Origin of the sequence: Niveibacterium terrae (assembly GCF_048213115.1) — a bacterium.
GTDB lineage: Bacteria > Pseudomonadota > Gammaproteobacteria > Burkholderiales > Rhodocyclaceae > Niveibacterium > Niveibacterium terrae.
On record NZ_CP172404.1, the window covers coordinates 3,566,793 to 3,585,200 of the forward strand.

At 65.5% G+C, this 18,408-nt stretch carries 15 protein-coding genes; 5 read left to right on the forward strand and 10 right to left on the reverse strand.

Annotated features, from left to right (window positions below; genetic code table 11):
- Window positions 1-51: 51 nt before the first annotated feature.
- The gene (locus tag ACHFB9_RS16525; protein ID WP_417068610.1) at window positions 52-2,229 is read left to right on the forward strand and encodes a DUF805 domain-containing protein; all 2,178 of its coding nucleotides are present in this window, start codon (window positions 52-54) and stop codon (window positions 2,227-2,229) included.
- 65 nt (window positions 2,230-2,294) lie between these two features.
- Here ACHFB9_RS16525 and gpmI read toward each other — a convergent pair whose 3' ends face one another.
- The 3 genes from gpmI to ACHFB9_RS16540 form a co-directional block, all read right to left on the reverse strand.
- A complete protein-coding gene (gene gpmI, locus ACHFB9_RS16530; protein ID WP_417068611.1) occupies window positions 2,295-3,947 on the reverse strand; it encodes a 2,3-bisphosphoglycerate-independent phosphoglycerate mutase in 1,653 nt (550 codons plus the stop codon).
- Window positions 3,948-4,227: 280 nt separating this feature from the next.
- Entirely contained in the window at window positions 4,228-6,399 is a 2,172-nt protein-coding gene (locus tag ACHFB9_RS16535; RefSeq protein WP_417068612.1) for a primosomal protein N', read from the reverse strand.
- 346 nt (window positions 6,400-6,745) lie between these two features.
- Entirely contained in the window at window positions 6,746-7,936 is a 1,191-nt protein-coding gene (locus tag ACHFB9_RS16540; RefSeq protein WP_417068614.1) for a class I SAM-dependent rRNA methyltransferase, read from the reverse strand.
- A 126-nt stretch (window positions 7,937-8,062) separates the two neighbouring features.
- Between ACHFB9_RS16540 and ACHFB9_RS16545 the strand changes: the two genes are divergently transcribed.
- From ACHFB9_RS16545 to ACHFB9_RS16555, 3 genes are all read left to right on the forward strand, one after another.
- Window positions 8,063-9,028: a GNAT family N-acetyltransferase gene (locus ACHFB9_RS16545; RefSeq protein ID WP_417068615.1), complete on the forward strand. Its 966-nt coding sequence runs from the start codon at window positions 8,063-8,065 to the stop codon at window positions 9,026-9,028.
- A 71-nt stretch (window positions 9,029-9,099) separates the two neighbouring features.
- Entirely contained in the window at window positions 9,100-10,893 is a 1,794-nt protein-coding gene (locus tag ACHFB9_RS16550) for a GspE/PulE family protein (RefSeq protein WP_417068617.1), read from the forward strand.
- A 34-nt stretch (window positions 10,894-10,927) separates the two neighbouring features.
- Window positions 10,928-12,328 carry a tetratricopeptide repeat protein gene (locus tag ACHFB9_RS16555; protein ID WP_417068619.1) on the forward strand — a complete coding sequence of 467 codons (1,401 nt, stop codon included), beginning with the start codon at window positions 10,928-10,930 and terminating at the stop codon, window positions 12,326-12,328.
- On the opposite strand, the gene ACHFB9_RS16560 is transcribed toward ACHFB9_RS16555, so the two are convergent.
- Window positions 12,325-12,555, reverse strand: coding sequence for a hypothetical protein (locus ACHFB9_RS16560; protein WP_417068620.1), 231 nt, complete (start codon window positions 12,553-12,555; stop codon window positions 12,325-12,327). The two genes, ACHFB9_RS16555 and ACHFB9_RS16560, sit on opposite strands and share 4 nt — an antisense overlap.
- Window positions 12,556-12,613: 58 nt before the next feature.
- A complete protein-coding gene (locus tag ACHFB9_RS16565; RefSeq protein WP_417068621.1) occupies window positions 12,614-12,940 on the reverse strand; it encodes a nucleotide pyrophosphohydrolase in 327 nt (108 codons plus the stop codon).
- Between the two features lie 241 nt (window positions 12,941-13,181).
- Between ACHFB9_RS16565 and ACHFB9_RS16570 the strand changes: the two genes are divergently transcribed.
- Window positions 13,182-14,354, forward strand: a complete 1,173-nt coding sequence (locus tag ACHFB9_RS16570) for an NAD(P)H-dependent flavin oxidoreductase (RefSeq protein WP_417068622.1) — start codon at window positions 13,182-13,184, stop codon at window positions 14,352-14,354.
- 64 nt (window positions 14,355-14,418) lie between these two features.
- Here the strand turns inward: ACHFB9_RS16570 and ftnA are convergent, their stop codons facing one another.
- The 5 genes from ftnA to ACHFB9_RS16595 all read right to left on the reverse strand — a co-directional run bounded on the left by ftnA (window position 14,419) and on the right by ACHFB9_RS16595 (window position 18,372).
- A complete protein-coding gene (ftnA, locus tag ACHFB9_RS16575; protein ID WP_417068623.1) occupies window positions 14,419-14,919 on the reverse strand; it encodes a non-heme ferritin in 501 nt (166 codons plus the stop codon).
- Window positions 14,920-15,012: 93 nt separating this feature from the next.
- A complete protein-coding gene (locus ACHFB9_RS16580; protein WP_417068624.1) occupies window positions 15,013-15,825 on the reverse strand; it encodes a hypothetical protein in 813 nt (270 codons plus the stop codon).
- A 211-nt stretch (window positions 15,826-16,036) separates the two neighbouring features.
- Window positions 16,037-17,050 carry a phosphatidate cytidylyltransferase gene (locus ACHFB9_RS16585; protein ID WP_417068625.1) on the reverse strand — a complete coding sequence of 338 codons (1,014 nt, stop codon included), beginning with the start codon at window positions 17,048-17,050 and terminating at the stop codon, window positions 16,037-16,039.
- Window positions 17,047-17,679 (reverse strand): lysophospholipid acyltransferase family protein, encoded by a 633-nt coding sequence (locus ACHFB9_RS16590; RefSeq protein WP_417068626.1) that lies wholly within the window; start codon window positions 17,677-17,679, stop codon window positions 17,047-17,049. Before ACHFB9_RS16590 ends, ACHFB9_RS16585 begins: the two co-directional genes overlap by 4 nt.
- Window positions 17,680-17,763: 84 nt before the next feature.
- Entirely contained in the window at window positions 17,764-18,372 is a 609-nt protein-coding gene (locus ACHFB9_RS16595) for a 5-formyltetrahydrofolate cyclo-ligase (RefSeq protein WP_417068627.1), read from the reverse strand.
- Between the last annotated feature and the right edge of the window lie 36 nt (window positions 18,373-18,408).

The following is an 18,408-nucleotide window of genomic DNA, read 5'->3' on the forward strand; positions in this document are numbered from 1 at the left end:
AGTCCGCCGCGGAAGCTGCGCGCTCCGCCTTTCAACGCCCAGGGTTTCAAGATGGCCGACCTCCGTTACCAGATCCTGTTCAAGGGGCGCTGCCTGCCCGGTTTCGATGAAGTCACGGTGCGCGCCCGACTCGCTGGACAGCTCAAGCTCGCCGCGCCACAGATTGAAGCGATGTTTCAGGGACGCCCCGTCGCGCTCAAGCGCGGCCTCACGGCCGAGCAGGCCGAAGGCTATCTCGCACGGCTGAACCGTCTGGGCCTCGATGTCGCGAAAGCACCGGATCCGCGCAGCCCCGCACCTCAAGTGCAAACCCCCTCGACAGCCCCGGCAGACAGCGAAACGGAGCCGGCTTCGCCCGCCGCCGAATCCATGCTGCGCTGCTACCGCTGCGGCAAACCGGTCACGCAGCCCGGTTTCTGCACCGACTGTCAGGCAAAAACCCCGCTCGCCGCACCGGAAAAGGCGGCGGGCGAAACCGTCGAGGAAGCATTCGAATACCCGGAGGCGAGGATCTTCGGCCTCTCGCTGGACGGGCGTCTGGGTTGCCTGCGCTATACGATCTGGATGACTCTGGCGCTCGTGATCGCCCAGCTCTCCGGCGCCTCGCTGATCGGCGACGCGCTGCTGCGCGGCATGCCTGCGGGCGGGTTCAGTGTCAAGATGGGCGCGGTGCTGGTGCTCTATCTCGGCGTCCTGATGCTCTCGCTGCGCCTCGCTGTACTCAGGCTGCACGATCTGAACCGGGGCGCCGGGTGGCTGCTCGGCTTCATCGCCGTCTTCGCCGCGCTGCTGGCCCTGGGGGGGGATGGCCTCGCTCTGGCGCGCACCCAGTTGTTCTGGGGCGTGCTGCTGCTGACCATCCTGTCCGGCCCCCGGAGCGACAACGCCTTCGGCCCTCCCGACGACCCAGTTCGGCTCGCCTGGATGGACGTCGGCCCTCGAATCGGTCGTTTGCGCTATTTCGGCCTCGCGATGCTGACCATCCTGACACTGGAAGCGCTCGGTATCTTCCTGATCAAGCACCTGCTCGCCAGCGCACAGTTCGGCGGAGTCGCCAGCGTGACCCGCGCGAGCATCAGCGCGATGTCGGTGCTGCCCTCGGTCTTTGCGCTGACGCTGGCCGCCGCGCTGCGCCTGATGACGCTGCGCCTGAACGACATCGGTCGCTCGGGGATCTGGATTGCCGTCGGCTTCGGAGCGCTGCTTCTGCTGCACCCGGTTCTCGGCAGCCGATTCAACATCTTCTCTGCGGGCGACCTTTCATTCGGTCTGGACCTGCTGCTAGGTCTTGCTGCCTGCGTCGGACTGGCGCTCGTGCCAGGACAGGAAGGAGCCAACCGCTACGGCGAACCTGAACGGCTCACCAGCACGCGCTGGCTATGGCTGGGTCTGGCCAGCGTCGTGCTGAGCCTTGCCCTGGCCTCATGGATGCAGGCGCTCAAACAGGACGTGATGCAGGCGATGGCACACAGGGATTCCGCCGCGCCGCAGACGGCTTCCGGTAGCAGCGTCGCCGAGCGCATGGCCAGCCAAGGCTGGGTCGTGATCATGTACGAGGATTCCTGCCCCGAATGCGAAGGAGTCGCCAAGGCACTGGCCCCGGTCAGGGACGAGATCACGCTTTCCTTCTGCAAGGTCGGGCAGAAAGGCCCGTACGGCCTGGCCTGTCGCAACCTGCTGCAGACCGAGTTCTATCAGGGCGCGCCGCTGCCAGCGATGGTCCGGTCCTGCGGCAAACCCGTCAATCAGGGCCTCGAACGCGAGATCAAGGCGGCGATCGCCGATGGCAGCATCACCCGCTGCGATCGCCCAATCTCTCCTCCGCCCACGCGCGAGCGTCGCGTCCATGACCTGCCCAGACTGGGCACGACAGGCCTGCCGCCCGTCATGCTCTATACCCGGCTCGGCAGCGAAGACAGCGACCGGGCACGCGACTGGCTGGAGCGCCAGCGCATCCCGTTCCGCGAGTGCAACGTGGATCGGCCCCTGGGTTGCTCGCTCGCGACCGCTCAGCAGCTGCGCACGCACGAACTCCCCGAAGTGATGATCGGCGACTATCGCCTCTCCTCCACCTCCAGCCAATCGCTCGATCAGGCTTTCGGCCTCGACACGCAGCAGCAGCCCGGCGCCCCGACGCCATCCCTGCCCAAGCTGATCCTGTTCGCTGCCGGCCTCGTCGCGGTCTTCTACGCATCGGCCCGCTTCGTGCGCCGCGTGATGCAGGGTTAAGGACGGGAAAAACAAAGGGCGTACGCCTTTCGACGTACGCCCTTTGATTGCGGAACGGATCCGGCTTACTTCACTTCGAGCAGGCTCTCGTCCCACTTCTCGTGCTTTTCCAGCCCGAGCAGGTTCGCGACCGTCGCTGCGATGTTCGAGAGGCCGGCGGTTTCGGTCTGCTTGAGGCCCAGCTTGCCGCCGCTGACCTTGTCGAACAGCACCAGCGGCACCGGGTTCAGCGTGTGCGCGGTCTTGGCCTTGAAGCTGCCGTCCTTGTTCTGGGCGGGCTGCTTCGTCTTCTTGTCGAGCTCGTACATCTCGTCGGCATTGCCATGGTCGGCGGTGATCAGCGCGACGCCGCCGGCGGCTTCGATGACGGGCAGCAGGCGAGCGAGCGCAAGGTCAACGGCTTCGATCGCCATCGTCGCGGCGCGGAAGTTGCCGGTGTGGCCAACCATGTCACCGTTGGCGAAGTTGCAGCGCAGGATCTTGTGCTGGCCCGACTTGATCGCGGCGATCATCGCATCGGTGATCTCGGCGGCCTTCATCCACGGGCGCTGCTCGAAGGGCACGACATCGCTGGGCACTTCCTGCCAGGTTTCGCCTTCGAACTTGCCGGAGCGGTTGCCGTTCCAGAAGTAGGTCACATGGCCGAACTTCTGGGTTTCGGAACAGGCGAACTGGGCGAAGCCCATCTTGCTGAACCATTCGCCGGAGGTGTCCTTGATCGCGGGCGGCGCGACGAGGAAGCGCTTGGGCAGCTGCAGATCGCCGTCGTACTGGAGCATGCCGGCGAAGGTGACCTTGGGCGCGCGCACGCGGTCGAACTTGGCGAAGTCGTCCTCGACGAAGGCGCGGGTGATCTCGATCGCGCGGTCGCCGCGGAAGTTGTAGAAGACCACGGAGTCGCCATCCTCGATCGTGCCGATCGGCTTGCCGCCTTCGGCGATCACGAACTCGGGCAGGTCCTGGTCGATCGTGCCGGGGTGTTGCGCACGCAGGCCATTGATGGCGTCGGTCGCGTTCGCGAACTGGGTACCTTCCCCGAGCACATGGGTGTGCCAGCCCTTCTCGACCATCGGCCAGTTGGCGTCGTAGCGATCCATCGTGATGTACTGGCGGCCGCCGCCGGAAGCGATGCGGGCGTCAAAGCCGTCGGTGCTGAGTTCCTTCAGGAAAGCTTCGAAGGGCACGACATAGTCGAGCGCGCTGGTTTCGGGCACATCGCGGCCGTCGATCAGCGCGTGGATGCGCACCGTCTTCACGCCTTCGACCTTGGCCTGGGCAACCATCGCCTTCAGGTGGTCGATGTGGCTGTGCACGTTGCCATCGGAGAACAGACCGATGAAGTGCAGCGCGCCCGCCTTGCCGTTCGCGCCGGCCTTGGCGCCCGCCACGATCTGCTTCCACGCATCGTCGGCCCAGATCGCGCCGTCGGCGATCGCGTTGGCGACCAGCGCCGCGCCCTGCGCATAGACCTGACCAGCGCCGATCGCGTTGTGGCCGACTTCGGAGTTACCCATGTCGTCATCGGACGGCATGCCGACCGCGGTGCCGTGGGCGCGCAGCGAGATGTTCGGGCACTGCGCGAAGAGGGCATCGAGGGTCGGCTTGCGGGCGGCGGCAATAGCGCTGCCGGCTTCGTTCTTGGGCTGTCCGTAACCGTCCATGACGATCACGACGACCGGCCCGGCCACACCGGGGAAGGCGGAAAATTTCTTCAGCATGTCAGTTTCCTTGATGAAAATGGGGGAGCAGGTATAAGCCTCGTCACTGCGCAGGACGGGCGCCTCGATCACGGGCGCACCCAGCCAGAGCGGACGCCAGGCCGTCAGAGCGACGACCCGCGTCGCGAACCCTCTGCGCAGCAGGCCGGAAACGCAGGCTTCATCGTACCAGCCAGACTGTGCCAGTGTGCCGCAAAGCTCAGGAATCAGGCTTGCGGCCGGTCAGGAGTCCCCCGCTTCCGGCGTGGAGCCCGGCGCCGTTCATCGACCCGCGGCCGCCTCAGATCTCGGTCGGGTCGACGTCGAGGTGCCAGCGCACGGTGCGGCGCAGCTTGGCGAGACGCGGCAGCCAGGCGGCAAGGTGGTTCTGGAGCACGCTCCTCTGGTCGGCCTCGATGACCAGTTGCGCGCGCTCAAGGCGCGCCCTGCGCACCAGGCGCATCGGCACCGGGTCGAAGCGGCGCAGCCCCTCACTGAGGTCATCGCCCAAGGCGCGCGCCTCGACCAGAAAGGCGATCGCGTCGTCGACCTTGTCCGCTTCAGCTCTCAACACGGCCTGGGCGCCGAAGGGCGGAAACCACGCCGCTTCGCGCTGGGCCAGCTCGTCGCGGGCAAAGCCCGAATAGTCCTGGCGGCGCAACGCATCGAAGAGCGGATGATCGGGAAATTCGGTCTGGATCAGCACCTCGCCGGGCAGCGCGGCGCGGCCGGCACGCCCGGCGACCTGCATCAGCTGCTGGAACAGCCGCTCGGGGGCCCGGTAGTCGGACGCGAACAGAGAAGCGTCGGCGCCGACGACCCCGACCAGGGTCAGGCGCGGAAAATCGTGCCCCTTCGCGAGCATCTGGGTGCCGACCAGGATGTCGGCATCTCCGTTCTCGATCGCCTGGCGCAGCGCGATCCACTGCGCCGGAGTGCGGATGCTGTCGCGGTCGGCGCGCAACACGCGGGCTTCGGGGAAGCGCTGGCTGATCCATTCTTCCAGCCTCTGGGTGCCCCGCCCGAAGCCGACCAGATCCTGGTTGCCGCACTGCGGGCAGGCTCTGGGCACCGGCGCTTCGGAACCGCAGTGGTGGCAGCGCAGAACCCGCTCCGCCAGATGCAGCACGCGGTGGGCCGAGCAGCGGTCGCAGTCGCTGACCCAGTTGCAGGCCGGGCAGGCCAGCACCGGCGCATAGCCGCGCCGGTTCAGGAACACGAGGCTCTGCTCGCCGCGCGCGAGACAGGCCGCGAGCGCCGCTTCGAGCTGGGGCGAGAGTCCGTCCCTGAGTTTGATCCGCCGCGTGTCGATCAGCCGGATCGTCGGCGGAGCGGCGGCCGCCGCACGTTCGCTCAGTTCGAGTTTGCAATAGCGGCCGTTGAGCGCCTGCTGCCAGCTCTCCAGCGACGGAGTCGCCGAACCGAGCACGACCGGCACGCCGCGCTGATGCGCCCGCCAGACCGCGAGATCGCGCGCCGAGTAGCGCATCCCATCCTGCTGCTTGTAGGAAGCATCGTGCTCCTCGTCGACGAGGATCAGGCCCAGGCGCGGCAGCGGCGAGAACACCGCGAGCCGGGTTCCCATCACGATGTCGGCCTCGCCCGTAAGCGCGTCGAGGAAGCCCCGGCAGCGCGCGCCGTCGGAGGCCCCGCTGTGCAGCGCGATCCGCCGTGCGCGCGGAAACCTCTGCGCGACACGCTGCTCCAGCTGCGGAGTCAGGCCGATCTCGGGCACCAGCAGCAGCGCCTGCTGCCCGGTGGCCAGAGTTCGCTCGATCAGGCGCAGATAGACTTCCGTTTTTCCGCTGCCGGTGATCCCGTGCAGCAGCCAGCCCTTGAATTTACCGGCCTCGCCGGCGATCGCCGCTATCACCTGTTGCTGCTCGGCATTGAGCGTCGGCGCCGAGCTGAGGTCCGCAGAACGGTCCGCGGGAGCCTCCTCGATCAGGCCGCGGCTCTTCGCGTCGCGCAGGTGGCAGGAAGAAAAGCCCGCGGCGAGCAGCTCGCCACGGCGCCGCGCACCGCCAGCCAGCGCATCGAGCAGAGCGATCAGACGCGGCGCGCGCGGCTTGGTTTCCAGCCAAACGTTCGCCTGGCTCGTCGCGACGAGCCAGGGATCGCGCTCGCGCGAAGCGAGCAGCTCGGCGCGGCGCAGACCCGGAGGCAGCGCAACCGCCAGCGCTTCGCCGAGCGGATGGTGGTAGTAGCGGGCCGCGAACTCGACCAGAGCCAGCCAGTCGCGCGGCAGGGCGGGAACCTCGCGCATTACGCTGACGATCGGCTTGAGTCGCGAAGGCTCGACTTCGCTCGCAACCGGCAGCGCCAGCACGACGGCGGTCTTCTCGCCTTTTCCGAACGGAACCCGGACCAGGCGACCGACATCGTCCGGCCCCATCCCGGGAGCCAGATAGTCGAAGTTGCGCTGCAGCGGAACGGGCAGGGCCAGCCTCGCGACCGGTAAATCCTCAGCCATCAGGAAACCCGCAAAAACACCAGAATTGCCTAGTTTTCAATGGCTTGCCTGCCGATCCTGAGAAAACACCGCGAGAGTGACTCATAAGCCCATTGATACATTGAGCTTATCCAGAAACTGTGGATAAGTTTGTGGGATAAGTGGAAAAGACCCCGCGCCGAAACGGTGCAGACTTTTTTGCGGCGCAGCATGCATCGACAAAAAACCAAAAACAAATCAGTTACTTGCAAATACCTCAAAACGCCGGAAGACTGCCTTTCCGCGCATCCGGAAAGGCGTGGTCGTCTCTGTGCATAACTTGCGTACAGTTCTTCCGGAAACGCGGGGAATCCCCGGCCCACAAGGCTCATCCGACCTCGCAGACCAGACCTTTCAGATACTCGCCTTCAGGAAAGGCGAGGCCGATCGCGTGGTCGGGCGCGGCGCTGAGCCGGTGCAGGATCCGCGCGTCGCGGCGGGCGTCCGACGCGGCGCCGGCGACGATGCTCTGGAAGAGTTCCTGACCAATGCCGCCCGAACACGAGTAAGTCATCAGGATGCCGCCCGGATTGAGCAGTTTGAAGCCGAACAGATTGATGTCCTTGTAGGCCCGCGCCGCACGCTGGGCGTGGGCAGCCGACGGGGCGAACTTCGGCGGATCGAGCACGATCAGATCGAAGCTCCTGCCCTGGGCCTTCATCTCGCGCAGCGCCTCGAACACGTCGGCTTCCTGCCATTCGGCGCGCGCGGCGTCGAGTTGGGGATTGCGCGCCAGATTGCGCCGCGCGCTCTCAAGCGCAGGTCCCGAAGAGTCGATCGACAACACCTCCCTCGCGCCGCCGGCCAGCGCCTGCAGCGAAAAGCCACCCGTGTAACAGAAGCAGTTCAGCACGCTGCGGTCTTTCGCGAGATCGCGGGTCAGCCGACGGTTCTCACGCTGGTCGAGGTAGAAACCGGTCTTGTGACCGCCGACCGCGTCGACGCCGAGCAACACGCCGTATTCCTCGATCGCGAGATCGGGATCGGGATCGGTTCCGGCGAGCACGCCGACCTGGGCCGTCAAGCCTTCGCGGCCACGCACTTCCGAATCCGAGCGCTCATAGATGTTGTGGCAGTCGGTCGCCGCGAGCAGACCGGCGACGATCGCGTCGCGCCAGTGATCGGCCCCGGCGCTGGTCAGCTGCAGCACGATCGTGTCGCGATAGCGGTCGGCGATGACGCCGGGCAGGCCGTCCGATTCGCCGTGGATCAGCCGCAGGCCCTGCTGGCCGGCGAGCTGCGGGTGAGTCGCGCGGCGCGCGACGGCCGCGGCGATCGTCCGCTTGAAGAAAGCATGATCGACCGACTGGCTCGCATCGAAATTCCACATCCGTGCGCGGATCTGCGATTCCGGGGAATAGGCCGCACGGCCCAGCGAATCTCCGCGATCGCTGAGCACTTCGACGGTGTCGCCGGGGCGGGCCCGGCCTTCGAGCCGGGCGACCGAGCCAGCGAAGATCCACGGATGCCGGCGCATCAGCGAGCGTTCCTTGCCCGGTTTCAATATCAGTTGTGCCATGGTGCCACCTGAAAGCAAAAACGGATTTTCGCACGCGCACGGCTTTACGGCAGGCTTAGTCACCGATGCTATCTTTCGGACAAAGCTTCCGCGAAGTTCCACTGCCACCGCTCACGGCCAACCCGCATGAAGATCGCCCCGATCATCCTCGACATCGAAGCCTCCGGTTTGGGCGCGCACAGCTACCCGATCGAGATCGGCCTGGCCCTTCCCGAGGACAGGAGCTATTCCCGGCTGATCCTGCCCGAGCCAGACTGGACGCACTGGTGCGATGAGGCCGAGGCGATACACCATATCGATAGAGACCTGCTCCGCGAGAGAGGGCGCCCGGCCGCCGAGATCGCCGCCGAGCTCAACGAGCTGCTGGCCGGCCAGATCGTCTATTCGGACGGTTGGGCCAACGACTACAGCTGGCTCGCGCTGCTCTTCGACGCGGCCGGCAGCTCTGCTCGCTTCCGCCTCGAAAACCTGCGCAGCCTGCTCAGAGAAGAGCAGCTTGCCCGCTGGCACCCCTGCAAGGACCAGATCACCGCCGACCTCGCGGCCGAGCGCCACCGCGCCAGCACCGATGCCCGCATCCTGCAGCTCGCGGTGCTGCGACTGAACGAGGGGGTCATGCCGGTCGCGGCCGGCCACGAAGAACGCCTGATCGCGCAGATGGCCGAACTCGACGCACTGACCCTGTCCGACCTGATCGCGGCAAGCCGCGGCCAGCGCGAACTGCTCAGGTTGAGGGAACGTCATACCGCGCTGATCTGCCGCGGCGGCCGCATCCTGGCCGAATACCTGGAGCAACATTTGAGCGCCTATGTCGCGCTGCGCCAGAGCAGCGCGACGCACTGGGAGATCGTCGCGATCAACATCCACCCGTGGTATCGCGGCACCGGCCTCTACCGCCGGATGCTGATACGCACGCTCGCGCACCTGCTCTCGCACGGCGCCGAGACACTGACGAGCCAGGTCCTGCCGGGCAGCGAAGCAACGATCCGCTTTCACGAAAAGCTCGGTTTCACCCGCGAGGCGGACAGCCCCGAACAAATACGCTACTCGATCCGGGTCGAGGATCTGGCCCGCCGGCTGCGCCGGATTTAAGCCGTCATAAGCTTGACTCACCCCTTTGCCGCCAACGGGTTACAGTTCCGCTCTGACCAAGCCCTTAAAACATGACAATACCCGCCGCCGAAGTCGAAAAAGAGCACCGTCTGGGTCTGAGCGAAGTGCTCAGGCTGATGCTGGCCGATGGTTTGATCGATCGAGCCGTCGCCGACAAGCTGCTCAGCGACCGGCAAGGCCCCCGCGGAGAAATCCATCCTCTGGCGGCGATCGCGTCTCAGAAGTGGAAATCGCTGAAGCCTCCGCACAAGCTTCTGCACCTCGACGCGCTGACCGAATGGCTGGCCGGGAAGCTGGGCCTCGAATACCTGCACATCGATCCGCTGAAGATCGACTTCGCGGCGGTCACCCGCGTGATGTCGAATGCCTACGCGACCCGCCACCGCGTGCTTCCGGTCGAAGCGCTGGCCAACGAGGTCGTCGTCGCGACCGCCGAGCCTTTCATCCAGTCCTGGATCAGCGAGCTGGAGCCGGCGCTACACAAGAAGGTCCGCCGGGTTCTGGCCAGCCCCGAGCAGATCGAGCGCTTTCAGGTCGAGTTCTACAACCTCGCCCGCTCGATCAAGAAAGCCGAGCAGAACGGCTCGTCCACCTCGGCGCTGTCGAGCTTCGAACAGCTCGTCGAGCTGGGGCGCGCAAACCGCCAGTTCGATGCCAACGAACAGCACATCGTCCACATCGTCGACTGGCTCTGGCAGTACGCCTTCGAGCAGCGCGCCTCGGACATCCACGTCGAGCCAAGGCGCGAGATCGGCATCGTCCGCTTCCGGATCGACGGAGTGCTGCACCAGGTCTACCAGCTGCCGATGGCGGTCCTCAGTGCGATGACGAGCCGGATCAAGCTGCTCGGCCGGATGGACGTGATCGAGAAGCGCCGCCCCCAGGACGGGCGGATCAAGACCCGCACCCCGCAGGGCACCGAGATCGAGCTGAGGCTCTCGACACTGCCGACCGCTTTCGGCGAAAAGCTCGTGATGCGGATCTTCGACCCCGAAGTGCTGGTCCGCAACTTCGAGGAGCTCGGCTTCTCGGACGAGGACAAGGCCCGCTGGAACACGATGACCAGCCAGAGCAACGGCATCGTGCTGGTGACCGGGCCGACCGGATCGGGCAAGACGACGACGCTGTACTCGACCCTGAAGCAGCTCGCGACTCCGGAAGTGAACGTCTGCACGATCGAAGACCCGATCGAGATGGTCGAATCGGCCTTCAACCAGATGCAGATCCAGGGTTCGATAGACCTCTCCTTCGCCGACGGAGTCCGGGCGCTGCTGCGCCAGGACCCGGACATCATCATGATCGGCGAGATCCGCGATCTCGAGACCGCCGAGATGGCGATCCAGGCCGCGCTGACCGGCCACCTGGTGCTGTCGACGCTGCACACGAACGATGCGCCATCGGCGATCACGCGGCTTCTGGACCTCGGCGTCGCCCCCTATCTGATCAACGCGACGCTGCTCGGCGTAATGGCGCAGCGGCTCGCGCGAACGCTATGCCCGCACTGCCGCCAGCCCATCCCGCTCGACGACGAGACCGCGAAAATCTGGGACGCGACCGTCGCGCCTTTCCAGGCCAAGCGACCGGCGACCGTCCACAAGGCGGTCGGTTGCCTCGAATGCCGGCTCACCGGCTATTCAGGCCGGATGGGCCTCTACGAAGTGCTGCAGATGTCGCCCGGCCTGCGCTCACTGATCCACCGCGACGCCGACATCGCCGAGATCCGCGCCCAGGCCTGCCGCGAGGGCATGAAACCGCTGCGCATCTCCGGCGCGATCAAGGTTGCCTCCGGACTGACGACGCTCGAAGAGGTCGTCAAGGTCGCCCCTCCAGCCAGCGAAGGCTGAGGAGCCCGTTCTGCCAGTCTTCGGGAGTTTTGCGATGGACGAGATGCAAGCCCAACCCGCTCAGCCCTGCTCGGACGCCGAGGTGCTTTTCCTCGAAGGCTGCCGGAGGATGGAAGATGGCGACGGCGAGGCCGAAGGGTATTTCCGCAAGGCGCTCGCGCTCGCGCCCGATCTCGCCGAGGCCTGGATCAATCTGGGCCTGCTCTTCGATCAGCGGGGAGAGCCCGAAGCCGCCGAAACCTGCTATCGGCGCGCGATGGAACTGGCGCCCGGATGCGCCGAAGTGCCTCTGAACCTGGGCGGGCTCCTGATCAATGCGAAGCGCTTTGCCGAAGCCGGGGAGATCTGTCAGAAGGCTGTCGCGCTCGCGCCGGCCTCGGCCCCGGCCTGGACCAACCTCGGCGTGCTCAAGGCCTGTCTACACCTCGAAGAGGATGCCGAATCCTGCTACCGGACCGCGCTTGCGCTCGAAGCAGGGCATCCGGAAGCCCTCTTCAACCTGAGCTACATCCTGCTGCGCCAGGGCCGCTTCGCGGAAGGCTGGTCCTGCCTGGAAGCGCGCCCGTGGTATCAGGCGCTGGCCGCCCGCCTCCCCTTCCCGCGCTGGCAAGGCGAAGATATCCACGGCCGCGCGATCCTGATCGGCATCGAAGCCGGCCACGGCGACATGATCCAGCTCTGTCGCTACGCGACCGAACTGAAGGTGCGCGGCGCGAAGCGCGTCGGCCTGCTGTGCCACCCTGGCCTGAAGGCGCTTTTCGCGACGCTGACGGACGTCGATGCCGTAATCCCGGTGGCCGGGCAGATGCCCGACCTGAGTTGGGACTTCTGGGTCCCACCGCTGAGCCTGCCCTATCGGTGCGAAACCCGGCTGGAGACAATCCCGGCGCATCTGCCCTATCTCGCAGCTCCCGCGGATCGGGTCGAGAAGTGGGCGGCGCTTGCGCTGCCCGAGGGCGTCCGCGTCGGTCTCGTCTGGCGCGGAAATCCCAAGTTCGAGAACGACGCCGACCGTTCTCTTCCGTCGCTCGGATTGCTCGCTCCGCTCTGGAGCGTGCCGGGCGCGCGCTTCATCAGCCTGCAGAAGGGCGCCGGCGAAGACGAGGCGAGAAGACCTCCCGAGGGTTTGGCGCTGCTGGCTCTGGGCGGCGAGCTCGATGACTTCGCCGACACCGCGGCGCTGATTGAGCGCCTGGATCTTCTGATCTGCGTCGATACCGCGGTGGCCCATCTGGCCGGAGCCTTGGGCAAGCCCTGCTGGGTTCTTCTCCCCGATCACAGGACCGACTGGCGCTGGCTCACCGGGCGCAGCGACTCCCCGTGGTATCCGGGCGCACTCAGGCTCTTCCGCCAGACCGAAACGGGATGGGAAGCCGTGATCGCCGAAGTCGCAACGGCGCTCGAGGCGTTTGTCGGCGACGCGCGCGGGTGCTAGGCGTTGCCGGCCGGATCGCCGACCAGTTGCCGCCACTGCCGGGCCTGGCGCTCGATGAAGTTGCAGACTTCGATGCTGTAGGCTTCATCCGGAGAGTTCAGGATGATAGGCGCGAGCACCGAGACCAGCGCTCCGATCGCAACAGTCGAATCCCGTCCTTTGAGCACGCCGGCAATCTCTTCGGCGAGCGAAGTCACCAGCTTGTCCTGCTCTGCACCAAATCCCATCTCCGCACCTCCGCTGCCTGCCGACTTTTCAGTGTAGCGTCCCGCGCCCGCGCATCAATCAATCGTGAAGCGGCGGGTACTTCTTCGCGTTCAGCGCGATCTTGTCACGGACCGCGGCATCGAGATCAATGCCCAGCACCATCGCGAGCCTCATCAGATAGAGGAAGACATCGGCCACTTCCTGGCGCACATGCTCGGCCTCCCCGCTCGCCATGATCGCCTCGGCCTGCCCGTCTCTGAGCCATTGGAATATCTCGGCCAATTCGCCGACTTCGCCGGTCAATGCGAGGATCAGACTGCGCGGAGTGTGAAAGCAATCCCAGTCACGCTGCCGTGCGAATTCCGCCAGAGCCTGCTCCAGCGCTTGAGTTTCGATCAGTTTCATCCCTGAAGTTTCCAGCCTCACGCCCCGACTGACAAGTGGCGGCGGACTTCACGAATTCCCGGAGACGATCCGAACGTATGCCAATCGAATTTTTAGGACTGCATAGGCAGTATCAAAACCGAAACGTCCGAACGCATTTTTTTTTTAAAAACAGGGAATACTGCCCCCCAAGGAAGCCTTTCTGAAAGATCAATCCGGATATAATGCCCGATCCTATGCGCTTTCAGACAAGGCCTGCTCCATGATCCAAAACCTGATGCCCACGCTGAAACTGCGCGGCAAGCAGCTTCTGCCCATTCTTCAGGGAGGCATGGGAGTTGGCGTCTCGGCTCACCGGCTGGCCGGCGCGGTCGCCGCCTGCGGCGCGGTCGGCACGATCGCCAGCATCGATCTGCGCCGTCTGCACCCGGATCTGGAAGAGTCCAGCACCGCGACCCACGACCGCGCAACGATCGAAAAGGCGAACATGATCGCGCTCGATCGCGAGATCGCCGCGGCCAAGGAGATCGCTCAGGGCATGGGCATGATCGCGGTCAACGTGATGCGCGCGGTCAGCCAGTACGCCGACTGCGTCAGACAGGCCTGCCGCAGCGGCGCCGACGCAATCGTGATGGGCGCAGGCCTGCCGCTGGATCTGCCCGACCTGACCGCCGACCATCCCGATGTCGCGCTGATCCCCATCCTGTCCGATGCGCGCGGCGTCTCCATCGTGCTGAAACGCTGGATGCGCAAGAACCGCCTTCCCGATGCGATCGTGCTCGAACACCCGGGCTGGGCCGGCGGCCACCTCGGCGCGGCCAGCGTCGCCCAGGTTCGCGATGAGCGCTTCGATTTCCGCAATGTGCTGCCCGAATGCCTCGAAGTGCTGAAGAGCCTCGGCATCGAACGCGAGAAGATCCCGCTGGTTCCGGCCGGCGGCATAGACAGCCACGCCAAGGTCCGCGAAGTGTTCGCGCTGGGCGGTTCGGCCGTTCAGGTCGGCACGCCTTTCGCAGTGACCAAGGAAGGCGACGCGGCCGATGCCTTCAAGCAGGTTCTGATGCACGCCAGCGATGACGACATCGCCGAGTTCACGAGCGTCGCCGGTCTGCCGGCGCGCGCGGTGCGCACGCCCTGGCTCGCCAACTACCTCAAGCGCGAGGACAAGCTGCAGGCGGCGGCCGAACGCGAAGGCGGCTGCCGCAAGTGCACGCTGAACTGGGATTGCCTGATCCAGTGCGGCCTGCGCGACAAGATCTCGAAGTTCGGCCAGTTCTGCATCGACAACCAGCTCGCCCACGCACTGAAGGGCGACGTCTCGAAGGGTCTGTTCTTCCGCGGCCGCGGCAAGCTGCCCTTCGGCACCGAGATGCGCTCGGTCCGCGAGACGATCGAGTTCCTGCTCGCGGACATCCGCCCCGCGGCGTTCGCCTGAAACGGATCGCCCCCCACAGAGAGCCGGCCCCCTCGGGAGCCGGCTTTTTCGTTGACGGCGAGCCTCAGGCGGGTGCGCCCGCGAGCTTGCGGATCTCCTTGTCGAGGAAGTAGATGCCCTTGCCATCGAGCCCGATCACCTCGACCTTGTCGAGGATGCCCTTGAACAGGCGCTCCTCCTCGTGCTGTTCGGCGACATACCACTGCAAGAACTGGAAAGTGCTGAAATCCGGCTCGGCCAGCGCAGCGGCGACGAGCTTGTTGATCGCCGCGGTGATCTGCAATTCGTGCTCGAAGATCCGCCTGAACACGTCGCCGAGCGATTCATAGCTCGCCGACGGTGCCGTCACGGTTCCCAGCACGGCCAGCGCTCCCGTCTCGCAGACGTAATCGAAGAGTTTGTGCATGTGCTTGAGCTCCTCGGCCGCGTGCCCACGCAGGAAAGCGGCACTGCCGCTGTAGCCGGCGTGGTCGCACCAGGCGCTCATCTGCAGGTAGAGGTTCGACGAATACTGCTCCAGATTGATCTGCTGGTTCAGCTGTTCGGTCATCTTCGGACTCAGCATGGCCATCTCCCTTTCGGTATCGCTTCCCGCCCGGACACTCCGCAGCGGCACAGCTTCATGATGGCTGAAACCCGGCGCAGGGCAAGCTCGCCTCTACCTCTCTGTCTCCTCCGTTTCCCGGCCGAACAGGATCCGCACCGCGCGAACGGTCGCCGCGTCGTAGTGGTGTCTGTCGGCCGCAGGCTCCCGGGCAAGGGCTTTCATGCTGGCCAATGCGGGCGGGAAAAACGTCGTCGAGATCCCGTAGATCGGCGCAACGACGTCGAGCGTCTGCTCGCGCGGAAGCGCTCCATAGACTTCCCGGTAGAGCCGGACCGCCTGCAGCAGGGTCAGATCCGGACCGGGATGCTGACCATCGCGAGCGAACCAGGCGAGCTCGGGATAGTCGCGCAGCCCGCGGACGAGACCGGAAGAGACCGGAACGAAGCGCAGCTTCAGCGGCCCGGAGAGTTCGCGTTCGGCCGCAACCAGCTGCTCCGAAAAAGCTTCCAGCTTCTGGTAAGTACCCAGATAGAGCGGCTGGACGCCGGCCCGGCGGGCGATCTCGGTCAGCTCCGTCGTCGCCGCGAGGCTGCTCAGCCGCGCCTCCTCGCCGAAGCCTCCGATCAGATCTCCGCCGCGCTCCTGCAGCACCAGATAGTCGTAGCGGGCGGCCGAGAGCTGAAGGCGGACCGAGGAATCCGCGACGCGATCGGCGAGCGTCGCCCCCCCTTCGACCAGCATCTCGCTGTGGACCGCGTGGCCATTGGCCCGACACAAGGCATCGAAGACCGCCGGCAGGTTGCCCACATAGCTCAAGCTGTTGCCGACAAACAGGAAACGGGTCTCGCCCTCTCCCGCGGCGAGCACCGCGCCGCCCCACAGCAAGACCAGCAACAGGACGACTCGAGCGACATGTCTGTTCATTCCCGGCTCCGGATTCGCGTTTCACCCCAGATCTGAGCACCTCAAAGCTTTTCAACCCCCTAAGGCGCCGATCGCGGTTTTAATTCCGGCTTAAGTCCGTTTATCGACCGCTCCGAAGACCGAAGCCTCGGCAGCAAAGTGATAGACGCCAGAATGCAAAAAGCCGGCCCTCACGCGAGGTCCGGCTGTTCACGCCCCCGACAGGAGCGGGTCAGTTCACCGCCCAGTTCGCGCGGACCAGGTGGTAGAAAATCGGCGCGGCGAACGCGACCGGCGCGACCCGGTCGAGCATGCCGCCGTGGCCGACGATCGCGTGGCCCCAATAGCGCACGCCGCGATCGCGCTTGATCGCAGTCATCACGAGGCTGCCGAGAAAACCCATCCAGGTCGCGACCAGAGCGATCAGCGCCGCAGCCAGCACCGAGAACGGCGTGATCCATGCGAGCAGCGAGCCGAGCAGCATCGCCGAGAAACCGCCCAGCACCAGGCCTTCCCAGGTCCGGGTCAGCGACACGCCTTCGGCAACCCTGTGCTTGCCAAAACGCACCGAGAAGAATTTCTGCAGCACATCGCCGCTCTGCACGACCAGGACAAGGAAGGCGATCAGCAACAGGTGACGCCCCTGATAGCCCGGGATCCTCAGCGACAGCAGAGCCGGAACGTGCGAGAAGCAGTAGACGCAGATCATCAGCCCCCACTGGACGTTCGCGGCGCGATCCATGAAGCGTTTGACGTCGCCGCGCAGTGCCGACACGATGGGCAGGAACAAGAACGCATAGACCGGAATCGCCAGCGACGAATAAGTGCTCCAGCCGTTCCAGATGCCCAGATAGTGGATGGGCAAGACGACAAAGAAGCTCGCGAGCAGGGTCCAGTGATCGCCGATCCGTGTCGGAGAGAGCGTGATGAATTCACGCAACGCGCCGAAGGATAGGAAGGCGAACATCATCACGACGCCCTTGCGGCCAGCGAGAAAGGCCAGCGCGATCACGACCACCATGACCCACCAGCCGTGCACGCGGGCGTTATAGCTCGCGATGACGCCGACCCGGCGGCCTTTGACCCGCCAGCGCAGATAGCGGCCAAACAGCGTCGCGAGAACCAGAACCAGGACCACGCCGGCAAAGAGCAACACGGTCGTCGTGCGCGGCCCCAGAGTCGGACCGGTCCACGGAGAATTGGGCAGCTGTTCGAGCACTTCCAGAATCAGATCGGGAATTCTCATTCGAGCGGCTCCTCACCCTTGGGCGCCCAGCTCTGCAGCACTTCGCGAGCGCGAGTCAGAAAGCCTTCCTTGTCTTCTCCGGGCTGCAGGTGGATCGCTTCGCCGAAGCTGACCGTACAGATCAACGGCACGGGAAGGATCTGGCCCTTGGGCAGAACCCGGTTCAGGTTCGCGAGCCAGACCGGCACCAGCTCGATCTGCGGATGGCTTTCAGCGAGATGGAAGAGCCCGCCCCGGAAGGGCAGCAACTCGTCGCCGAGATTGCGCGTGCCTTCGGGGAAGATGATCAACGAATCGCCGGCGTCGAGCGCCGAGCGCATCACTTGAAGCGGATCTTCGCCGCCGCTTCGCTTGCGGTCGACGAGCACGGCGCGGAAGACCTGGTGGATCAGGAAACGGCGAAGCGGGGATTTCTCCCAGTAGTCGGAGCCCGCGACTGGCCGGGTGTGGCCGCGCAGTTTCTTGGTCAGGCTGGCCCAGATCAGCACGAAATCGGCGTGGCTGGAGTGGTTGGCAAAGTAAATCCGCTGCACGGACTGAGGCTTGCAGCCCAGCCAGCGGGCCTGGACTCCGGTCAGGATCCGGGCGAAGGAGCAGATCGTCTGCGCGACGAACGAAGCGAGTGACATTCGGCTACAGCAAAAGACAAAGCGGCTGATAGTCGCCTGATCGGGCCGATGACGCAAGCGTTTGGTACAAATCCAGCCGACATTTCACGGTTTGACGGCCTCGGCCGCCCCCGCCTCGGTGACGATCCAGCCCAAGGGCCTGTCGTGTTCCTGAGGGCGGATGCTCGCAACGCGGCCGAGTTCGAAACCCACTCCGACCGTCTGCGGCGCCGGATCGAGCGCCGCGAGCGTGCGATCGAAATACCCGCCGCCGTAGCCGAGCCGGAAACCCGCCGCATCGAAAGCGTTCAGCGGAATCAGCACGAGATCGGGGGTACAGGGCTCGCGGGACTCCGGAACCGGAATGCCGTAGGCATCGGCCACCATCGCCCGCTCCGGCGACCAGCGCACGAAGACGAGCGGTTCGCCTTTCGCGACGACGACGGGAAGGGCAGCGCGGCGCGACGGATCCCCGGCAAGCCAGTCCGCGACGAGGCTTCGGAGGTCGGGCTCATTGCGATAAGGCCAGCAGAAGCCGAGGCAGCGCGGTGCGGCCCGCTCGAGCAGCGAACGCAGGTGCCCGACGAGAAGCGCGTTCAAGCGGTGCCATTCCGACGGGGGCAAGGCTTCACGGCAGCTCAGCGCCGCACGCCGCAGCGAATCCCGAAAATCCTTGTCCGATAAGCTCGATGAAGCGGGAGACGGGTGAATCAAGATGCTATCCTTGGACGAGTTGGAGGGAGTGTAAGC

Excerpts from the sequence above, each read along its gene's own strand:
- ACHFB9_RS16545 (WP_417068615.1), top strand. The coding sequence starts at position 8,063 with ATGAAGATCGCCCCGATCATCCTCGACATCGAAGCCTCCGGTTTGGGC.
- ftnA (WP_417068623.1), bottom strand. The coding sequence starts at position 14,919 with ATGCTGAGTCCGAAGATGACCGAACAGCTGAACCAGCAGATCAATCTG.
- ACHFB9_RS16555 (WP_417068619.1), top strand. The coding sequence starts at position 10,928 with ATGGACGAGATGCAAGCCCAACCCGCTCAGCCCTGCTCGGACGCCGAG.
- ACHFB9_RS16560 (WP_417068620.1), bottom strand. The coding sequence starts at position 12,555 with ATGGGATTTGGTGCAGAGCAGGACAAGCTGGTGACTTCGCTCGCCGAA.
- ACHFB9_RS16535 (WP_417068612.1), bottom strand. The coding sequence starts at position 6,399 with ATGGCTGAGGATTTACCGGTCGCGAGGCTGGCCCTGCCCGTTCCGCTG.
- gpmI (WP_417068611.1), bottom strand. The coding sequence starts at position 3,947 with ATGCTGAAGAAATTTTCCGCCTTCCCCGGTGTGGCCGGGCCGGTCGTC.
- ACHFB9_RS16585 (WP_417068625.1), bottom strand. The coding sequence starts at position 17,050 with ATGAGAATTCCCGATCTGATTCTGGAAGTGCTCGAACAGCTGCCCAAT.
- ACHFB9_RS16580 (WP_417068624.1), bottom strand. The coding sequence starts at position 15,825 with ATGAACAGACATGTCGCTCGAGTCGTCCTGTTGCTGGTCTTGCTGTGG.
- ACHFB9_RS16565 (WP_417068621.1), bottom strand. The coding sequence starts at position 12,940 with ATGAAACTGATCGAAACTCAAGCGCTGGAGCAGGCTCTGGCGGAATTC.
- ACHFB9_RS16540 (WP_417068614.1), bottom strand. The coding sequence starts at position 7,936 with ATGGCACAACTGATATTGAAACCGGGCAAGGAACGCTCGCTGATGCGC.
- ACHFB9_RS16525 (WP_417068610.1), top strand. The coding sequence starts at position 52 with ATGGCCGACCTCCGTTACCAGATCCTGTTCAAGGGGCGCTGCCTGCCC.
- ACHFB9_RS16590 (WP_417068626.1), bottom strand. The coding sequence starts at position 17,679 with ATGTCACTCGCTTCGTTCGTCGCGCAGACGATCTGCTCCTTCGCCCGG.
- ACHFB9_RS16550 (WP_417068617.1), top strand. The coding sequence starts at position 9,100 with ATGACAATACCCGCCGCCGAAGTCGAAAAAGAGCACCGTCTGGGTCTG.
- ACHFB9_RS16570 (WP_417068622.1), top strand. The coding sequence starts at position 13,182 with ATGATCCAAAACCTGATGCCCACGCTGAAACTGCGCGGCAAGCAGCTT.